The sequence below is a fragment of the Thiohalocapsa sp. ML1 genome (assembly GCF_001469165.1).
Classification (GTDB): Bacteria; Pseudomonadota; Gammaproteobacteria; order Chromatiales; family Chromatiaceae; genus Thiohalocapsa.
The window spans coordinates 19,288-37,031 of sequence record NZ_JABX01000053.1; the positions used below are offsets into that span (position 1 = coordinate 19,288).

General features: G+C 72.8%; 10 protein-coding genes. All 10 read left to right on the top strand.

What is annotated here, in order from left to right; all coding sequences use genetic code 11:
• The first annotated feature begins 2 nt into the window (after positions 1-2).
• Positions 3-1,811, top strand: coding sequence for a hypothetical protein (locus ML01_RS23220; RefSeq protein ID WP_058557775.1), 1,809 nt, complete (start codon positions 3-5; stop codon positions 1,809-1,811).
• Between the two features lie 26 nt (positions 1,812-1,837).
• A complete protein-coding gene (locus ML01_RS31110) occupies positions 1,838-5,788 on the top strand; it encodes a hypothetical protein (RefSeq protein ID WP_058557776.1) in 3,951 nt (1,316 codons plus the stop codon).
• Between the two features lie 59 nt (positions 5,789-5,847).
• A complete protein-coding gene (locus ML01_RS30320; RefSeq protein WP_058557777.1) occupies positions 5,848-7,974 on the top strand; it encodes a hypothetical protein in 2,127 nt (708 codons plus the stop codon).
• Positions 7,975-8,149: 175 nt separating this feature from the next.
• Positions 8,150-10,186 (top strand): ATP-binding protein, encoded by a 2,037-nt coding sequence (locus ML01_RS23235; protein WP_058557778.1) that lies wholly within the window; start codon positions 8,150-8,152, stop codon positions 10,184-10,186.
• Positions 10,183-14,322 carry a DUF4157 domain-containing protein gene (locus tag ML01_RS23240; RefSeq protein WP_058557779.1) on the top strand — a complete coding sequence of 1,380 codons (4,140 nt, stop codon included), beginning with the start codon at positions 10,183-10,185 and terminating at the stop codon, positions 14,320-14,322. Before ML01_RS23235 ends, ML01_RS23240 begins: the two co-directional genes overlap by 4 nt.
• A 45-nt stretch (positions 14,323-14,367) precedes the next feature.
• Entirely contained in the window at positions 14,368-14,850 is a 483-nt protein-coding gene (locus ML01_RS23245) for a YbjN domain-containing protein (protein WP_058557780.1), read from the top strand.
• 91 nt (positions 14,851-14,941) lie between these two features.
• Positions 14,942-15,310, top strand: coding sequence for a nucleotidyltransferase family protein (locus ML01_RS23250; protein ID WP_058557781.1), 369 nt, complete (start codon positions 14,942-14,944; stop codon positions 15,308-15,310).
• Positions 15,294-15,776, top strand: coding sequence for a hypothetical protein (locus ML01_RS23255; protein WP_058557782.1), 483 nt, complete (start codon positions 15,294-15,296; stop codon positions 15,774-15,776). Before ML01_RS23250 ends, ML01_RS23255 begins: the two co-directional genes overlap by 17 nt.
• A gap of 71 nt (positions 15,777-15,847) precedes the next feature.
• Positions 15,848-16,765: a hypothetical protein gene (locus ML01_RS23260; RefSeq protein ID WP_058557783.1), complete on the top strand. Its 918-nt coding sequence runs from the start codon at positions 15,848-15,850 to the stop codon at positions 16,763-16,765.
• A gap of 535 nt (positions 16,766-17,300) precedes the next feature.
• Positions 17,301-17,744: transposase (locus ML01_RS31505; protein WP_254045363.1), on the top strand; the 444-nt coding region annotated here is incomplete at its 3' end.

Sequence of the window (17,744 nt, forward strand, 5' to 3'; positions counted from 1 at the left end):
CGATGAGCACCATTCCCGGCTTCGCCCCCCTCGGCAACCTTGCGCCGCCGCTGCCGGGGCTGCCGGATCAGGCGGACTTCAACCCGCTCCTGACCCGTACCCATTACTTCGACGGGCGCCTGCTGACGGCCGCGGACCTGACTCGCGAGCAGTTGTACCTGGACCAGCGCCTGCGCGAGGTAGGGCGCGGGCTCGGCGCCGGCGTCGTGCGTGGGCTCGAAGTCGCGCTCGTCGGCGGGCACATCAGCATCGAGCCGGGGCTCGCCATCACCGCCGCCGGGCGGGTGCTCGAGGTGCGCGCGCCGCTGCCGGTCGATGTCAATGACCGCGCCAGGATCGCATTGCAGAACGACGGGCGCTTCGCCAACCTGCCGCACGGCCTGTTTGCGCTGTTGCTGGCCTATGCCGAGCGCCCGCAAGGCGTCGCCGAGGTCTTCCCGCGTGACCTCGCCGAGCGCACCACGCGCCATGACGTCGACGAGGAGGGCGTGCAGGCGTGGCTGTGGTCATTGCCGGTGCCGCTGCCGGCCGCCGGCCAGTTCACGCTGCGCGCGGGCCTGATGCGGCTCGCGGTCCAGGGGGCGCTCGATGCCTTCGGGCTGCCCGAGGACGCGGTCGCGCTCGGCGTGCTCGCGATCAGCGACAACGCCCCGCGTTGGCTCGACCAGACGCTGCTGCGCCATGCGCCGCGCCGGTTCCCCGGCCCGGCGGATCGCCAGGCCGATCTCAAGCGCCAGTACGAGGCCCTGCTCGCCGATGTGCTCGCGGCCCGGCTGCCGCTGGCCGGGGACTTCGCGGCCACCGACTACTTTCGCGTGCTGCCGCCGACCGGGCGGGCGCCGAAGGCCGCGTTCGACCCCGTGACCGGGCGCCAGCGCTTCTTTCCCGAGCATTTTCTGGTCTCGGTCGCGCCAATCCGCCAGGCCGACCTCGACCTGGTGCAGCAGGAGTCCCTGCGGTTGCCGCCGATCGACCTGGCCCGCGACGAGCCGGTGGACCTGGTCGTGCTCGCGCCGCTGCCGGACCAGACCTTCGGGCGCCTGACTGCCGGCCTGCTGCGCGAACCGCCGGCGGACCCGGCGCTGGCCCCTGCCGCGCCGCCGGTGCGCCTCCCCCGACTCGACCTGCTGGCGCTGCGCCTGTATCCGCAGCCGCCGGTGCATGCCCGCGACACCGACGGCCCCGACTGGGGCGTGCTGTGGGACGCCGTGGACGCGGACGCGCTGGTGTTCGTGCGCCGGCCGACGCGCGCCGCCGAGACCGGCATCAGCGCGATTCGCATCGCGACCGGCGCGCCAGTGGCGCCGTTGGTCGATGACGCCGCCCCACCAGATGCCCCAGCCGACGCCCTGCCGGCCCCCGGCGACACGGCCAATCTGTTGCTCGACGAGGACGCGCTGCTGCTGCGTCGCGTCGGGTTTGCGCGCCTCGCTGCGTTGCGCGCGCCGACCGACGCCGAGGGCGAGGCCGCGCTGGCGGAACTGCGCGCCGATTTCGGCGCCGAGGCCAGGGTTGCGCTGGCCGCGCTGGAGCTGCTGGCGCTGATCGAGCGGCGTTTCGACCCGGTGCTGTGGCCGACGCTGCTCGCCACCGCCCGCGCCGGCACGCTGGCGCGCCTGCGCGATGTGCTGGTCGAGCGCCGCGAGGCCGAGGCCGCGGTGCGAGCCACTGCCATCGCCGACGGCAACGCGCCGCCAGCGCCCGCCGGCACTGCCGCGCTGATCGACGAACTGGCCGCCGACCCCACGCTGTCCGTCGCGCTGCCCGACGCGCTGCGGCTGCGTTGGCAGGCCCTGGGCGACCCGGCCTGACCGCAACCCCACGCGAGGCGAACCCGATGACCACGATCCGGCTGACGGCGCCCGTCGCCATGTCCGAGTTCCTCGTCCGACCACGGCTGGTGCCGGGCCGGCACCTGGGCGAGGACGAGTTCGACCGGTTGCAGGCCTATGCCGACGCCCGGCTGGCGCCGCTGACCGCGACGCTGCCGCCCGGCATCCTGCACGGGCTTGGCTGCGAGCCCGGCGTCGAGCCCGCGCGACCGGGCTCGCGCGTGCTGGTCGAGCCCGGGCTTGCGGTCGCCGGGGACGGCCAGCTGGTCGGGCTGTTCATCGCGGCGCAAGCGACCTGGGCCGCGCTGCTGACGGACTGGCTGCGCGTCCAGCGCACGGATGACGCGAGCGGCGTCTACTACCTGACCCTGCAGCGCGGGGTCGGCGTCATCGATGCCGGTGTCCCGCCGGCGCCCTGTCAGCGCGCCGAGCCGGACCCGCGCCGCGACCTGCGGCGCGAGGTGCTGGGCCGGCTCGTGCTTCGCCGGCTCGCGCTTCGCGCCGACGGGCTCGCCGCGATGACCCCGGCGCAGGTGCAGAATCAGGTCGCCGCGCTACATGTGGACGGCGCCTTTCTGCACGGCTTCGGCGGTGCGGTGCCGCTCGCGCTGCTCGCGGTCTCGGTGCGACCGGGCAGCGCGCCGATCGCGGAACTGGACCCCGCGTTGGTGGACGCGCGGTTTCGCGTTGACTGGTGTTCGCCGGCCGCCGGACGCTATCTCGCGGTGCCCCATGCCGGGCAGCGGGTGTTGTTCGAGCAGGTGCAGGAGGCCTGGCGGGCGGCGCTGACGGCGGCAATGGCCCCTGCGATGGCTGGGCCGGACCTGGCCACGGCGCTGGAGGCGACCCTGCGGCTCGACTTCCTGCCCGCCGCCGGCGTGCTGCCGTTGGCGCTGCTGGAGCAGGCCGACCAGCCGACCCCGCGGCTGCGCTGGCTGCCGCGCCACGTCGCGGTGGACATGGTGCCGGTGCCGGAGGAGGCGGTGCTGGAACTGCTGGAGCGCCACCTGCCGCGGCGACCGCTCGACCTGCGTCGCCCGGCGGGCGATGCCATCCGGCTGCTGCTGGCCGTGAACGAGCCGGACTACCGGCCGGACCTGCTGGACTTCCCGGCGATCGACGCGCAACTGGTCATCGATCTCTATCGCACGCACCTGCGCGCCTATCAGGCCTGGCACGGCTGGCGCATCGGCTACGACTTGCTATACGCGGTCACCGAAGCCGACAACCTGTCGCCGACCGCGTTGCGGGCGCTGGCGCTGCCGCCGGTGTTGAGCCAGCCGCCGCGACCGGGGGACTTCTACGCCGCGCTCATCAGTGCCGCCCGCGCCGAACTGCCGCTGGTCAACGGTGGCCCACCCCATCCGTACGACGACGGCATCCCGACGGCGCCGCCCTTCTACACCGGTTGGCTGCGCGACGGTGTGCCGCCACCGGTGCCGGCCCCGGCAGCGGACGGGCTGGTGTTGCGCTATCGCGTCGAGCAACTCGAACTTGAACGGCTCGATCAGCGCATCCGGGCGCTGCGCGCGCGGCTCGAGAAACACCGCGACTATCTGCTGCTGCAACGCCAGCAACTCGACGCGCAGACGGTGTCACTGACGGCGCTCGGCGGCGGCGTCGCCGGTGACGGAAGCGGGCTGCAGATGGCGCGGTGGCTGCCGTTCACGAAGCTCCGGGGCCGGGCCGCGGCGGCGGCGGAGGATGCGACCGAACCGCCCGCGGACCGGGCGGCGCCCGCCAGCCCCGCCACCGCCGACGCGGGGGCGACCCGCGGATTCGCCGGTCCATCCGCGTTCGTCCTGGCGCAGCCACAGTTCACGACCCAGGCGTTCGTTGCACCGACCAAGGCGCCGCAGTTCGATGCGGTGCGCCAGGGCTTTGCGATCGAGACCCTGGCCACCAAGCCGCGGGAGACGCTGCATGGCGCTGCCGCCTCCACGGTCGAGACCAATCTGCAACGCGACCGGCTGAACAAGCTCGAGGCGGTGCCGCGGCGCACGCTGACCACGCCGGCACTCGAAGGCCGCAGCTATCAGTTCGGCGTGCTCGATCACATCCAGGCCGAGGTCCGCGAGTACGAGGCGACCTGGCGCGGGATGAGGGACCTGATCGAGAGCCTGGAGGGCATGTTTGACCCGGTCGAGGCCGCGAGCATCCGCCGCGTGCTGGTGGGCTTCGGTGAGCCGGTGAACCCGAGCGCGCTGGCCGCTGACCAGGCTGACCGCGATTATCCGCTGGGTCGGTTCGACCTGGGCCGCATCCGGACACTGTTTGAGCGGGCGGACGCGGCCGTGCCGAACGAGCGCCCGAACGAGACCGAGGCCCAGACCAGGTTACGCCGACGCGCAGAGGGCGTGCGCGATGCGTTGCGGGGCCTGATCACGTCGCATGCCGGTTTTCTGGAAGCCGCGGAACTGACGGAGGCCGGGCTCGGCGAGTACGCAACGCCGGACCCTCAGCGTCGCTTCGAGGCGATGTTTCAGGCCGGGCAGATCCTGACCCGCCAGATCGCCTGGATGGAGGACCGCTACCAGCGCCTGGAGGACGAACTCGAGGGCCGGCTGCGCGAGCGCATCCGCCTGGAGGGGGTTCTGGAGCGCCTGGCCGTCGCGATCGAGTCGGCCGGTCGGCGGCTCGCACAGCTCGATGCCACGCGGCTGGAACTGCTCAGCGACTACGGCATCGCCCAGGCGCTGACGCGGGAGGACTGGGCGGCGGTGTATCGGCGCGATCGCGAGCGCAGCCGCATCCTGACCGAGGGGCTGCGCGGGCTCTACTACGTTCGGGTGCGCGAGACCCCGGTCAGCGCCGCGCTGATCGCGCCGCTGCCGCTGCGCCACGGCACCGCCGCCGATCTGGTGCCGGGCTGCGACTGGGACACCGAGGTCGATGTGCCCGCCGCGCTGGCCGCGGTGTTCGCGACCGTGCTCGAGGTGCCGTTCGCGGACTGGGCGCCGCTGGCGCCGCTGGTGCCCAAGTTGCCGGTCGAGCGCGTGCCGGACCTGCTCGGGCTGCATCGCTACCGGCTCGCGCAGCAGCAGGGCGGCGGCTCGATGTCGGGTTTGGGGTCTGCCGGGCTGGCGGCACGGCTGGCGCCGGTGCTCGCGGCCAACGCGCAGCTCAATCAGGGCTGGTCCGCGCTCGCCGGGCGCCCGGTTGGCGCGGGCGTCGGGTTGGGTGGCGCGTTGGGCGGCGGGCCGGGCGCCGATGCGCGCGGTCGCTACCTGGCAGAGGCCGCGCGGATGTTGTCGCTGGCCGACGCGCTCGGGCTCAACGGCCCCGTCCAGCACGCGGCGCAGACGCTGCACAATCGCCTGGAGCAGTGCGTCGTCTGCCTGATGGATCGGCTGCCGCGGGTGGCGCCGTCGCTGCGTTTCACCTGGGGCCAACTGGCCGAGGATGACCGGCTGCCCGCCGACGATGTCGCTCGCTGGCCCGGTCTCGACCGCGCCCAGGCCGAGGACTTCAACCGCGTGCGCACGCTCGCGGAACTGGTCAATTGGTGGTTCCGGCAACTGGCGGCGGACGCGAGCGGGGCCGGGCGCGCGGCGCTGCGCAATCTGATCCGCGCGGCGGTGATCGTCGCCGCCCATGGCGACCCGGCGCTGGTGCTGCAGGGGCGGGTCGCGACCCCGCCGCGACGCCTCGCGGTCGGTGAGTCGCTGCGGCTCGCGCTGAATACCGCCCCGCCGACCGGCACCCGGCTGCAACTGCTCGACGCCGCGCAGCGCGTGGTCGGCCTGCTCGCGGTGCAGGACCAGGACCAGGGCGGCATCCTGGCGCAGGTGGTGCGCGTCGATGCGACCGTCAGCGAGGTCACGACGCGCTTCACGGTGGTCTCGGCGGCGCTGTCCGCCGAGGCGCCGACGGCGCTGGTGGCGAAGGCTGGCGCCGGCATGGCCGCGCCAGCGAAGGTCGGTGCGAGCGGAGCGACGGCGGCATGGCTGCGATGAACCGAGCCGACTGGGCGACCCGGGGTCAGCGCGGGTTAAAGCCGCGCCGGGGCTGAGCCGTGCACCCCGCGCCCGACCTGCCCGCCGATGCCGTCGCCATCCGCCGGCTGCGGCTGCGCGCCCGGACCGGCGGCGAGGCGCGGGTCCGGCAAGCGCTGGCCGCGGCCACCTGGCCGCTGCCGCCCGCAGGCGCCTGGGTGATTCTGCGCGCGGTGCGGGCGCAGGTCAGCGGGTCGGCCAATACACCGGGCGGTCTCGGTGCCGCGGCGGCGCGCGCGGTCGCGGTAGAGATCGCCGCGGCCGTGGACCTGGCCAGCCCCGGCGCCGCCGCGGCCAACGCCGTCTACGCCACCGATCGGGTCACGCTGGTCGCCCTCCTCGCGCGCGACCTGGCCACCGGACAGGCCGCTGCGCGGTGGTACTGGCGGGCTTGGTCGGCGCTGCTCGCGCGCCCGGCGGGTGGGGCCATCGCCGAACTGCTCGGCGAGCGCCCCGCGGACCTGGCGGCGATCACCGCACGACTGGCGGACCTGGGCGCGCTGGCGCCGGTCTGGCGGCGGCTCGCGCCGGACGATGCCCTGGCGGTGCTCGGGCGGCTCGCCGAGGCGCTGCGTCTCGCACTGCCGCCGCCACCGGTCGTCGGTGCGGCGACTGGCGCGCCGACCGGCGGGGTGCTGCCGTCGGCGCCGCCTGCGGCCCCGCCTTCGGCACTGGTCAGGCGCTGGCGCGGGGTGCTCGCGGATTGGCCGGCGACCGACCCGCGCCGGCACCTCGCCGCGGTGCTGGTGACGCTGGAGTGGCGCCCGCTGTGGCTGACCGGCCTTGAGCACGGGGAAGGTCCTGGTGCCGGGTCGCAGACAGCGGGGCAGGCGGCGCGGCTCGCGACCGTCGGCGCGGTCCTGGCCGGCGCTGGACCGGCGGCGGATGCCGACCCACGGCATCCAGCGCGAGCGGGCAACACAGGTCAGGCTACCGACCCGTTCGACGGCCCGCCGCCCGCGCCAGACGCCTGGCCGCGAACCCCGACCACGAGTGGACGCCTGGTGCCCGGTGCGGCAAACCCCGCTGGTGCCGACGCGGGGGAGCTCGCCCGCCCGCGCTCGCCGGTGCCCGGTCTGCACGTGCTCGCCCCGCTGCCGCCGGGCGCCGGGCCGGCGGGGCCGTTCAATCCGGCAGCCGGCGCTGATCCGGCGGCGGGCCGGGCTGCGGACTCGGGCTCGGCGACGACCGACAGCGGCGCCGCATCCGGGTTGACGGACGCTGCCGCGAGCGCCCGATCGGTACCGACGGTCGCAAAGGCGGGGGCGGACCTCTGGCGACTGCGCGTCGCCGCCGCAGGTGGCGCTGGTGGCGGGCGGCACGGATCGATGCCGCCAGCCGCAGACAATGCCGCCAACGCGGCTACCGGTTCGGCGTCCGGAGATGCTCCCGTCGCCCGCCACGCGGCAGCCGCCGCAGGCGCCCCGGACGCGCTGTCATCGTCCGTTGCGGTCGCGCCTTCGGTCGGGCTCGGGGCCGAGGCCGGCGTGAACGTGGCCTGGGACTGCGTAACTGACGAAGGCGGGCTGTTCTATCTGATCAACTTCCTCGCCCGACCCGAGGCGCAGGCGCTGCTACGCGGGGCCGGTGCGGGTGATCGGTTCGCCGGGGACGGCTGGGGTTGGCTGCTCGCGCTAGGGCACGGACTCGGCCTGGCGCCGACCGGCGCGCTCGCGCGCTTCCTCGCCGAGCGCAGCGCAGCGACCGACCCCGAGCGCTGGGCCGACGCCACGCTGAGGCCGCTCATCACCGCGCTGGACGCCCTCGGGGCGCGGCTCTATGGTCGCCCGGTCCCGGAGGACGTGCCCGACCCGGTCCACGACTCGTCCGGCCAAACCGGCGGTCCGGTCGCGATGGGTGCCGCGCCCACAAGGACCGCCTCGCTCGCCCGGCCACGACGCCCGCCGGACCAGCCCGCGCCGGATGTGGCCAGCACAAGCGAGCCCGGCCTGTGGAGCCCGCAGCTACTCGCGGTGCCCGCCGTCGTGCGCCACACCCCAAGCCATCTGGACGTGATCTACCCGCTCGCCGCCGTGCGGCTCGCAGTGCGTCAGGTCGCGCTCGATGTCAATCCCGGCTGGGTGCCATGGCTCGGGCGCGTCGTCACGCTGCACTACCGCGACCCCTGGCCGGGCGGTGGCCCATGAGACCCTGGGAGCGCCGGCTTCAGCCGGCCCTGGGACCGCCGGCTTCAGCCGGCCCTGGGACCGTCGGCTTCAGCCGGCCACCGGGAGCGCCGGCTTTCAGCCGGCCCTGGGACCGTCGGCTTCAGCCGGCCACCGGGAGCGCCGCCCTTCGCACCAGCGCCGGTCGGAGCGCGCCGTGAGCAACCCGACCACCACCAACGCCTGGGTCGGGACCCTGGTCCGCCACGGGCTCGCGACCTTTGCCGCCGATGTCCTCGACGCCGCCGACCCGCTGCCCGCGGCCCTGCGCGCCGAGGCCGCCGGGCTCGGTGCCGCCGGCCTGCCGACCGCCTGGCCGGACCTGCTGGAGGTCCTGGCCGACGCCTGGCCACTCACCGAGGGCCGGCTCGGCGCGCTAATCGCGGACCTGGACCTGGACCCGCCGCAGGTCTTCGTGCTCGGCCTGGCTGGGGTCGTCGAGACCTCGCATCTGGTCGGCCTCATGCTCGCCCGGTTGCAGGCACCGGCGGTACAGGCGCGCCCGACCCTGCACCTGACCGCGGCCCTGGCCGGCGCGCTGTTCGGCGCGGACGCGGGGGCCCTGTCCGGGCTCCTGGCCCATCCGCTGCTGCGCGCCGGGGTACTGCGGCTGGAGGGCGAGGGGCCGCAGCCGCTCGCGGCGCTGCGCCTGCCGCCGCCGTTCTGGGCGGTGCTCAGTGGCGACGAGGCGCCCTGGCCCGGTTGCACGCGGCTCCCGCTCGCCGGCGCCGCCCTGCTGCCGCAGCGCCTGACGAACGACCTGCCGAAGCTCGCGGCGCTGCTCGGCAGCGGGAGTGGCGCCGACGGTGGGGCAGGCGGCGGGGCCGACCCAACGCCGGGCGGTGTCGACGCCACCGGCCTGGTGCTGCGCGGCACCCCCGGCAGTGGCCGCAGCGCGGTTGCAGCGGCACTGGCGGCGCGGCTCGGGCGCACCGCGCTGGCGGTGCCGTTGGCGCTGTGGGAGCAGGAGCCCGCGCTGGCGCTGGCTTGCCGCTATGCCGGTTGGCTGCCGGTGCTGCGCCCGACGCTGCGTCCCGGCGAACTGTGGTCGGTGCCGGGGCACGCCGACCTACCGACCCCGGTCGTGGTGCTGGTCGGCATCGACGGGGCGGTGGCCGGGGCCGGACTGGTGGAACTGGACCTGCCGCCGCTGCCGGAGCCGGAGCGCCGCGCGTTGTGGACGGCGCGGCTCGGGGACGCCGCGGTCGGCGCGGTCGCCGCGCACGCGCTGCTGGCCGGGCCGGTCATCGACGGGCTTGCCCGCCGCGCGCGGTTACTCGCGGCGCGGGCCGGGCGGGCGGTGACGCTGGCCGATCTCGCCGAGGCGCGCGCGCTGCTCGGCGCCGAGCGCCTGCGGCTGCTGGCGCAGCCGGTGCCGCGGCGGGTGAGCGCCGAGGCGCTGGTGCTGGCGCCGGCCCTGACCGCCGACCTGGACGCGGTGCTGCGTCGCTGCCGACGCCGGGAGGCGCTCTGGCACGACCTCGGCGCCACGCTCAGCGCCACCGCGAGCCCGGGCGTGCGCGTGCTGCTGGTCGGCGAGAGCGGCACCGGCAAGACGCTCGCCGCGAGCTATCTGGCCACCGCGCTCGGCGCGCCGCTGTACCGGGTCGATCTGGCTGCGGTGATGAACAAGTACATCGGCGAGTCCGAGAAGAACTTAGGCGCGCTGCTGGACGAGGCCGCCGCGCACGATGTGGTGCTGCTGTTCGATGAGGCGGACTCGCTGTTCGGGCGGCGCTCGGAGCGCAAGGAGACCGGCGAGCGCTACGCCAACATGCTGACCAACTTCCTGCTGACCCGCATCGAGAACCATCCGGGGCTGGCAGTGCTGACCAGCAACAGCCGCGAGCGCATCGACCCGGCCTTCAACCGCCGGCTCGATCTGATCCTGGAGGTGCCGCTGCCCGGCTTCGATGAACGCCTGCGGCTTTGGCATTCCCACCTCGGCGCGCGCGCGCCGGCGGCGTCCCTGTGCCGGACCCTGGCGGCACATTGCGAACTCGCCGGTGGCGCGATCCGCAACGTGGTGCTGACCGCGGCGACGCTGACCGACGCGGCCGACGGACCGCTCGATCCGGTCGCGTTGATGACGGCGCTGCGCCTGGAGTACCGCAAGGCCGGTCGCGCCCCGCCGACCGCGCTGACGCGCCTGGCCGCGGTCGGCGATCCGCCGCCCGACGGGGGCACGCCGTGAGCCAGGCCGCCGCCGTTAGCCCCGGTGCCCGCGGCGAGGCCGGCAAGGCCCGCGCGGCCCCGGCGCCCGCGCGCCCTGCGGCAGCCCTAAGCACGTCGACCGCGCTAGCGGTGCCGGCCTATCTGCAGGCGCGTTTCAACGCCGGGGCGCCGGTGGTTCAACGGGCGCCGGACCCGGCAGTGCCGGAGGAGGAAGCGCTGCCAGCGGAGCCGGGCCTACAGGCCAAGGTTGCGATCGGTCCGCCGGACGACCCCTACGAGCGCGACGCCGACGCCGTGGCCGTGCAGGTGCAGCGCCGTGCCGCGGCGCCGGTCGCGGTGCAACAGGCGCCGCTGCCGGAGCAGGAGCCGCTGGCGGTGCAACGGCTGGCGCTGGCGGACAAAGAACCCCTGCCGGTGCAACGGCTGGCGCTGCCGGAGGAAACGTCCTTGCCAGTCCAGCGCAAGGCGGGCGCCGCGTGCCCGACCTGCGCGGCGTCGGACGATCGCTTGCAGGCGAAGCCAGCCGGGGAGGGCGGTGCCGCGGCGGCGATCGCGCCCGGACCGCGGGCCGCTCCGGCGCTGCATCGGGCGCTCGCGCAGCCAGGCCCAGGGGCGCCACTGGCGCCGTCGATCCGCGGGCCGATCGAGCCGGTCCTGGGCGCCGACCTGGGCGGCGTGCGCGTCCACGCCGATGCTGGCGCGGCCGCGGCCACGCGCGCGATCCAGGCGCGCGCCTTCACGCATGGCGAACACATCTGGCTCGGCCCGGGCGAGAGCGCGCACGACCTCGGCCTGATGGCCCACGAGTCCACCCATGTCGTCCAGCAGGGGGCCGCCGGGGCGCCCCGTCCGAGCGGAGAGGCGGGCGGCGGCGGCGGCGCGGCGGGACGCGTTGCAGGGGGCAGCGTTTCCGCCCCGGCTGCGGAGGGCGGAGGCGCCACCGGCGACGGCCTTCTCATGCCCGAGCCACGGGAGGGCCTGAGCGCGGTCGACCACGCGCGACTGGCCGAGGTCGGAGCGGCCGCGGAGGGTGCCGCCGAGGCCTACCAAACGCTTCCCCCGGCCGAGCAGGGCGTTGCGCAGGCCCAGGGCGCGGTCACCGTCCCTGCCGAGGAGACCGCGGCCCGCGCCGAGGCGGCCCTGGCCGCGGAACTCGGTGCCCGGCCCGAGCCGAGCGCGGAGATCGAGGCGCTGTGCGCGCGCATCCTGGAGGTCATCCACAGCCGCCAGCCCCCGGACGAGGCGTCCCTGATCGAGAGCGACCCGCAGGAGGAGGCCGAGGCTGCCGGCGCCATCCTCGAAGGCGCGGTGGAGGGCGACGCGGAACGCGTCTCCGGGGACTACGCCGCCCTCGGCGAGGAGCCCCCGGCGATGCAGGCCCCTGCGCCGGAGTCCATCGAGGCCCCGCCCGAATCCGTGGACGCCCCGGCTATCGGCGCAGCGGGGGCGGCCCCCGATCCTATCGAGGTCGAGGGTGCGCTGGACGCGGACGTCGAGGCCAACGCGGAGCGCATCCGCGAGGCGGGGATGGAGAGCGAGCCGGCCCAAGAGGCCGCACGGACCGGCGAGGGCCCCATCGCCGAGGCCATGGAGGCGCAAGGCGAGCTGACCGAGACTGCCGCCCGCGACCCCGCCGAGGTCATGGCCGAGCAGGCTGCCGCCAGCGAATCCGCCGCATCGGACATGGCGGCGCTCCAGGCGCGCGCGTTGGAGTCCTTACAGACCGGTCGCAGCGGCACCATCGGGGGGGTCGGCGGCCAGCAGCAGGCCATGGTAGGCAGCGAGGAGCAGATGCGCGCCCAGGTCTCGGCCCAGGCCCAGCGCATCTTCGACAGTGCCCGTGAGCAAGTGGAGGGCCTGCTGGAGCCGCTGCCGGATCTTGCCATGCGCCGCTGGCAGACCGGCGTGCAGGTAGTGTCCACCCGCTTCGATAACGACCTCGCCGAGGTACAGCGCTGGCTCGACGAGCGCTACTCGGGGGTGGGTGGTGCCCTCACCGAGCTCGCCGATGACTTCTTTGGTAAACCCGCGTGGGTCACCCAGGCCTACAACCGGGCGGAAGAGCGCTTCGCCGCGGGCGTGTGTGACCTGATCCGGGAGATATCCACCGAGGTCAACGGCATCATCGCGACCTGCGAGCGCCTCATCGATGACGCGGACCGGGAAATCGCCACCCTCTTCGACGGTCTGCCCGAGAGCCTGCGGGACTGGGCCGAGGGCGAGCGCGCCCGCATGCAGGAAAGCCTGGACGGCCTCACCGCGCGCGCCCACGCCGCCCGGGACGACCTGACCAGCAACTTGACCCGGGAGGCGGCCTCCACGGTCCAGCAGGCGCGCGAGCGGGTGCAGGCCCTGCGCGAGGCGGCCAAGGGGCTGGTGGGGCGCATCGCCGACGCCGTCGCCGCCTTCGCCGAGGATCCGGCCAAGTTCATCATCGAGGGCCTGCTCAAGATCGTCGGCATCGCGCCATCGGCGTTCTGGGCGCTGGTCAACCGCATCGGTCAGGTCATCGAGGACATCGCCGATGACCCGGTGAACTTTGCCGACAACCTGGCGCTGGCGTTGAAGCAGGGCTTCCAGCGTTTCTTCGACAACTTTGGCACCCACATCCTGGGCGGCTTCTTCGACTGGCTGTTCTCGGGCCTGGGTTCGGTGGGCGTGGAAATTCCGTCGGACTTCTCGCTCGGCAGCCTGATCACCTTCTTCCTGCAACTGATGGGCATCACCTGGGCACGGATTCGCCAGATCCTCGCGCGCCACATCGGCGAGGAGAACGTCGCGCTGCTGGAGCGTGCCTATGAACTGATTGCGCTGCTGATGGAACAGGGCGTGGATGGCATCTTCGAGTTGATCAAGGAGCAGTTGAATCCGCAGACGCTGTTGGACGCGATCCTCAGCGCGGCCGTCGACCTGCTGATCGACATGCTGATCCGCGCCGTCACCCCGCAAGTCCTCCTGATGTTCATCCCCGGGGCAGTCATCATCCAGGCGATCCGCGTGATCTATAGGATACTCGCCTGGGTCTTCAACAACGCCGCCCGCATCTTCAGCCTGGTCGAGACGGTCGTGAACGGCGCCGCCGACCTGATCGCCGGCAACACCGCTGGCATGGCCACCGCGGTCGAAGCGGGGCTGGCGCGCTTGATTGCGCCGGTCATTGATTTTCTCGCTGGCCTGCTGTACCTGGGCAACCTGCCCGACCAGATCGCGCGGGCCATCGGCGGGTTCCAGGACATGGTGCTTGCCGCGATCGAGCGGGTGGTCGGGGTCATCGCGCAGCGGGCTAGGGGGTTGCTGGGGGCGTTGGGCCTTGGTGGAGCGACCGATGCCCAGGCGCCGGACCCATCGGATCATGATGCCCTGGCAACCCGCGCCAGGGATGAGATGCAGCAGCCCGAGCCGTCCGCAGATGATTACGGGTCGCTGCGGGTTGCGAAGGAGGCGCAGGCCCGCGACATCGAGTCCCGTTATTCGCGTGGGCTTGAGTCGGGCATCGGGCTGCGTGTGATCTTTGTCGCCGCCAGTGCGGATGCCGGGGACAGCGACCTCGACTTCACGATCGAGATTGCCCCTAACACCACCACTAAGGCCGGCAGCGTGGCGGTTGGTCCCCATGACAACGACCTGGTTAATATCGACTCATTTGGTAGAAGGCCGAAGTTCCGGTCCAGCACCCGTGAAGAGCTACCGGTGGAGTCGGGGGAGCATCGCCGGCACATCGGCGCCTGGGAGGCGATGCACGTGCGTCTCAAACAGGTGCTGAACGGCAAGACCGTCGCGCAGGCGGCGGCGCTGCTCGAAAGGATGGGCACCCTGCCACAGTCGTCCTATACTGTTGACCCGCGTGATGTGAATGGCGTGAAACAGGCAGGCTACCGCTACCTGCTCGACAAACACAACGATGAGTCCAATCTGTGGGTTGGAGAGGGCAGCGAGAACAGCTCCCTCGGGTCGCGATCGCGGTGGGCACGGGTACGCGCGAGGGATGCGGTGGAGCGCTGCGATCGGGCCGCTTTCGATGCGAATATCGCCGAGTTGGAGGTCACCTGGCATGATCCCGACCCGAGCGGCGAGAAGGCTGGGTTCCGGAACGAGGTCATCATGGCGATTCGCGTGTTGCGACGCGAGTTCAATACCCGCTGCCCGAACGCCTGACCCAGCACCGGGCATCCTGTCCAATGATCTTGCGGAGGCACTGATATGACTGATCGCGCTGCGGCCGGACGTGATGGCTACGAGACCTTGCGGGCCTACCTGCGCGGTACCAACTGGGCGGCCGCGGAGGAGCCCGAGCGGATGCTGTTCAGGGCCCGCACGGAACTGGACCTGTGTCCGGTCGAGTATTACTTCCGGGTGCTCTTGGAACGTTGCGAATTTCTGTTTTACATCGTTCCCGAGATCGAGGTGCCCGAGCATCTGTTGCACGCTGTCGCCGAGTATGTCTGTCGTGTCAACAGCGGGATGCGAATCGGTAATTTCGAACTGGACTTCGGTAACCGACACCTGCGGTTCAAGAGCAGTGTGAACTTCACCGACACACGCCTGACCGAGGCCCTGATCGCGGGCGCTGTGAAACCGGCCCTCACCGCATTCGACGAGTATTTCATCGGACTGGCACGAGTACTGGCCGGTGTGGCAACGCCAGCACAGGCAATCAACGATATCGATTACGGCGTTCCATAGGCGTCACCCCGGTTTCCCGTCCGGTATCGATGGGGAATCAACGGCGGCGCGTATCGGGGTGATTACTATCTACTGACCAACGGTCAATCGCATGACAACCAGACCGGCCCTCTTCGATTTCAGCCGGCTGCACGCGCGCCAGGCCCAAGAGCGAGCGGAGGCAGTGGCCAACGCCACGCGGCTCGCGGCCCTGGTGCGGGAACAGGTGCCGCCGATCCTGCGGCGCTATGGGGCGGGATGCGCCTGGCTGTTCGGCTCCATCGCCGCCGGTCGCTGCCATGCGCGCTCCGATGTGGACCTGCTGGTGCTCGGCATCGCGGCGGCGGACTACTGGGCGCTGCGCCATGACCTGGAGCAGGCCCTCGATCGCCCGGTGGACCTGTTGACCCAGGACGATGATCCGATCATGGTGCGCAAGGTCACCGAACGCGGGGTACTGATCCATGAGCCGCTCGCCTGAACTACTGTGCGCCGACGTGCGCGATGAACTCGCCAAGCTCGCCCGGCTGGAGGCATTGTTCGCGGCGGCCGAGCATCGGCTCACGATGGCCCCCGAGGAGGTCAGCGCCTATGACCGCGGGGCGATCGGCTATCTGTTGCACAACTTCTACAACGGCTGCGAGAACATCTTTCGCGCAATCGCGGCGTACTTCGAGAACGACGTCGATCGGGACGGCTGGCACGCCGATCTGCTGCGGCGCATGCGCCTGACCATCCCCGGCGTGCGCCCCGCGGTCATCGACGACGCGCTGTATCGGTTGCTCGATGACTTCCGCGGCTTTCGGCATGTCTTCCGCAATGCCTACGGTTTCGAACTCGATTGGGAGCGGGAGCGGCTGGTCGCGTCGCGCCTGCGCCCGGCCGCGGCCCGGTTGCATTCGCAAGTCGAGGCGTTTCTCGGCACGATCTGCGATCCCCCGACCTGAGCGAGAGGCCGTTTCGATGCTCGTTCGGTCGGCCCGGCCACGACGGCGATCAACACCAGGAGCACGCGCTGATGGGTGACGACGATACGCATGGGCCGGAGCGTCAAAGGCTCTGGTTCAGTCTGGACCGGAGCCGGCGGTTCCTGGTCCCGGAGCAGGTGTCTCTTGCAAAGGGCGGCTATCCAATCCGGGACCCGGCAGGGCATCAGCGCACCGTCGACCCGGTGCAGTTGGGAGCCTTCGAGGTCTCCGCCGCGGCGACCGACGCCTGGGCCAAGGCGGAACTCGGGCGGGTGCTGGGCAGCCTCGGCGGCAATCTGCGCCGGTCTTTCGCGAGCGTGCCACCGCCGACGGATGCGCCGCCGGAGGCCCCGGTGACACCGGGTCTCGATCTGCTGGCAGCGATCACCGGCACGCCGCGCGCGGACCTCGATGCGGGCGGCGGCGCGGTGGTCGAGGCGCTGCGGCGCTATGCGAGTGACCTCGGCGGCACCGTCGCCGGTGCGGTCAGCGGCGACGCGGCGCGCATCGCGACCGCCCAGGCACGGATGGCCGAGTGGGCTGCGACGCTGCGCGAGCATGGCACCGAGGTCGCCGCGCCGGGACTGGCTGCGGGGCCGCCGCTGGCGCCGGGCGAGGCGCCAACGGCTGAGGCGCCGGCGCCCGAGCAGAGCCCGGCGGCTGAGGGCGCAAGCGGCTTCGCTGCGCGACTCCACGCACTGGCAGAGGACTTTCGCCGCCGCGCCGACGCGCTGGCGGCGGCGCGCGAAGGTGGGGCGTCGACACCGACCGGGGAGGCGACCGACGCCCCGCGACCGGCAGCGCCGAACCCGAACGCCGCTGCGGCGCTGGAGGCCTTAGCCCAGGGCTTGGAAGACTCGGCCACCGATGCGGCGGCGCGCCTGCGCCGCACCGCCGCCCGTCTGCGCCAGTCGCGCAACGACGATGCCGACGGGACGCCGCCGCGGGCGGATGGCGACACGGCATAGCGCGTGCCGTTTCGCCGCCTTTCGCCGCGGCTTGTATTCGCGGCGATGACTGCTAAGCTCAGTGCCAGGACACCTCTGCCGTGGAAACCGGCACCCAAGCGCCCTGCGCTTTGGGTACGGGCGTTGATGGCGGGGGACAGATCAGCACCTGCAACGCCGTTCGGCGTGGTTCGTAGCGCGGCTCGGAGTCTCTCCATCGCGGTCCTCCATGAGTGCCCCGCGATTGCCGTCAAGCGGTCCATCAGCGCCATTACGCGGTTGCGCGGGTCCTGTCCCCCATCAAGCCATCGCAAGGTCCGTCAAGGGCCCCAAGGGCACGCCAACGGCGGAGTCGATCGGCGGGTGGCGTCAGTCGCCCGCCGGCGTGTCCCCCTCTCTCTTCCTCCTTTCGTCATTTTGCGGCTTCCCGCCGAGCAATCCCGGCCGGCAGTCGCGTGCTGATTCCGTGGTCGTCGAAATCGAAATCGGGATCGAAATCGAAAACCAAGTCGCGTGCAAAGGTCGCGGCCTGTGTCCGTCGTGCAACGCCCGGCGCATGGCAGAGACCGCGGCGCACCTGGTCGATCACGTCATCCCGCCGCTGCCGGTGCGTCAGTGGGTCCTCTCGGTGCCCAAACGCCTGCGCTGGTACCTGGAGCGAGAGCCGCGGGCGATCAGCGCCGTGCTGCACATCCTGCTGCGCGTCATCGAGGCCCATCTGCGCCAGGGCAGCGGCGCCAGCTCACAGGCCCGCTTCGGGGCGGTGAGCTTCATCCACCGCTTCGGAGCGTCCCTCAACCGGCACATCCATTACCATTGCTGCGTCATCGACGGGGTCTTCGAGCCGGCCGAGGATGCCGGTGATATTCCGCAATCCGTGCGTTTTCGCCCCGCCGCTGAGCTGACGCCGGAGGCCGTCGCCGCCATCGCCGAGCAGGTGCGCGTGCGGGTGCTGCGGTGGTTCGCCCGCAGCGGGCTGATCGAGCGTGATGACGTGCGC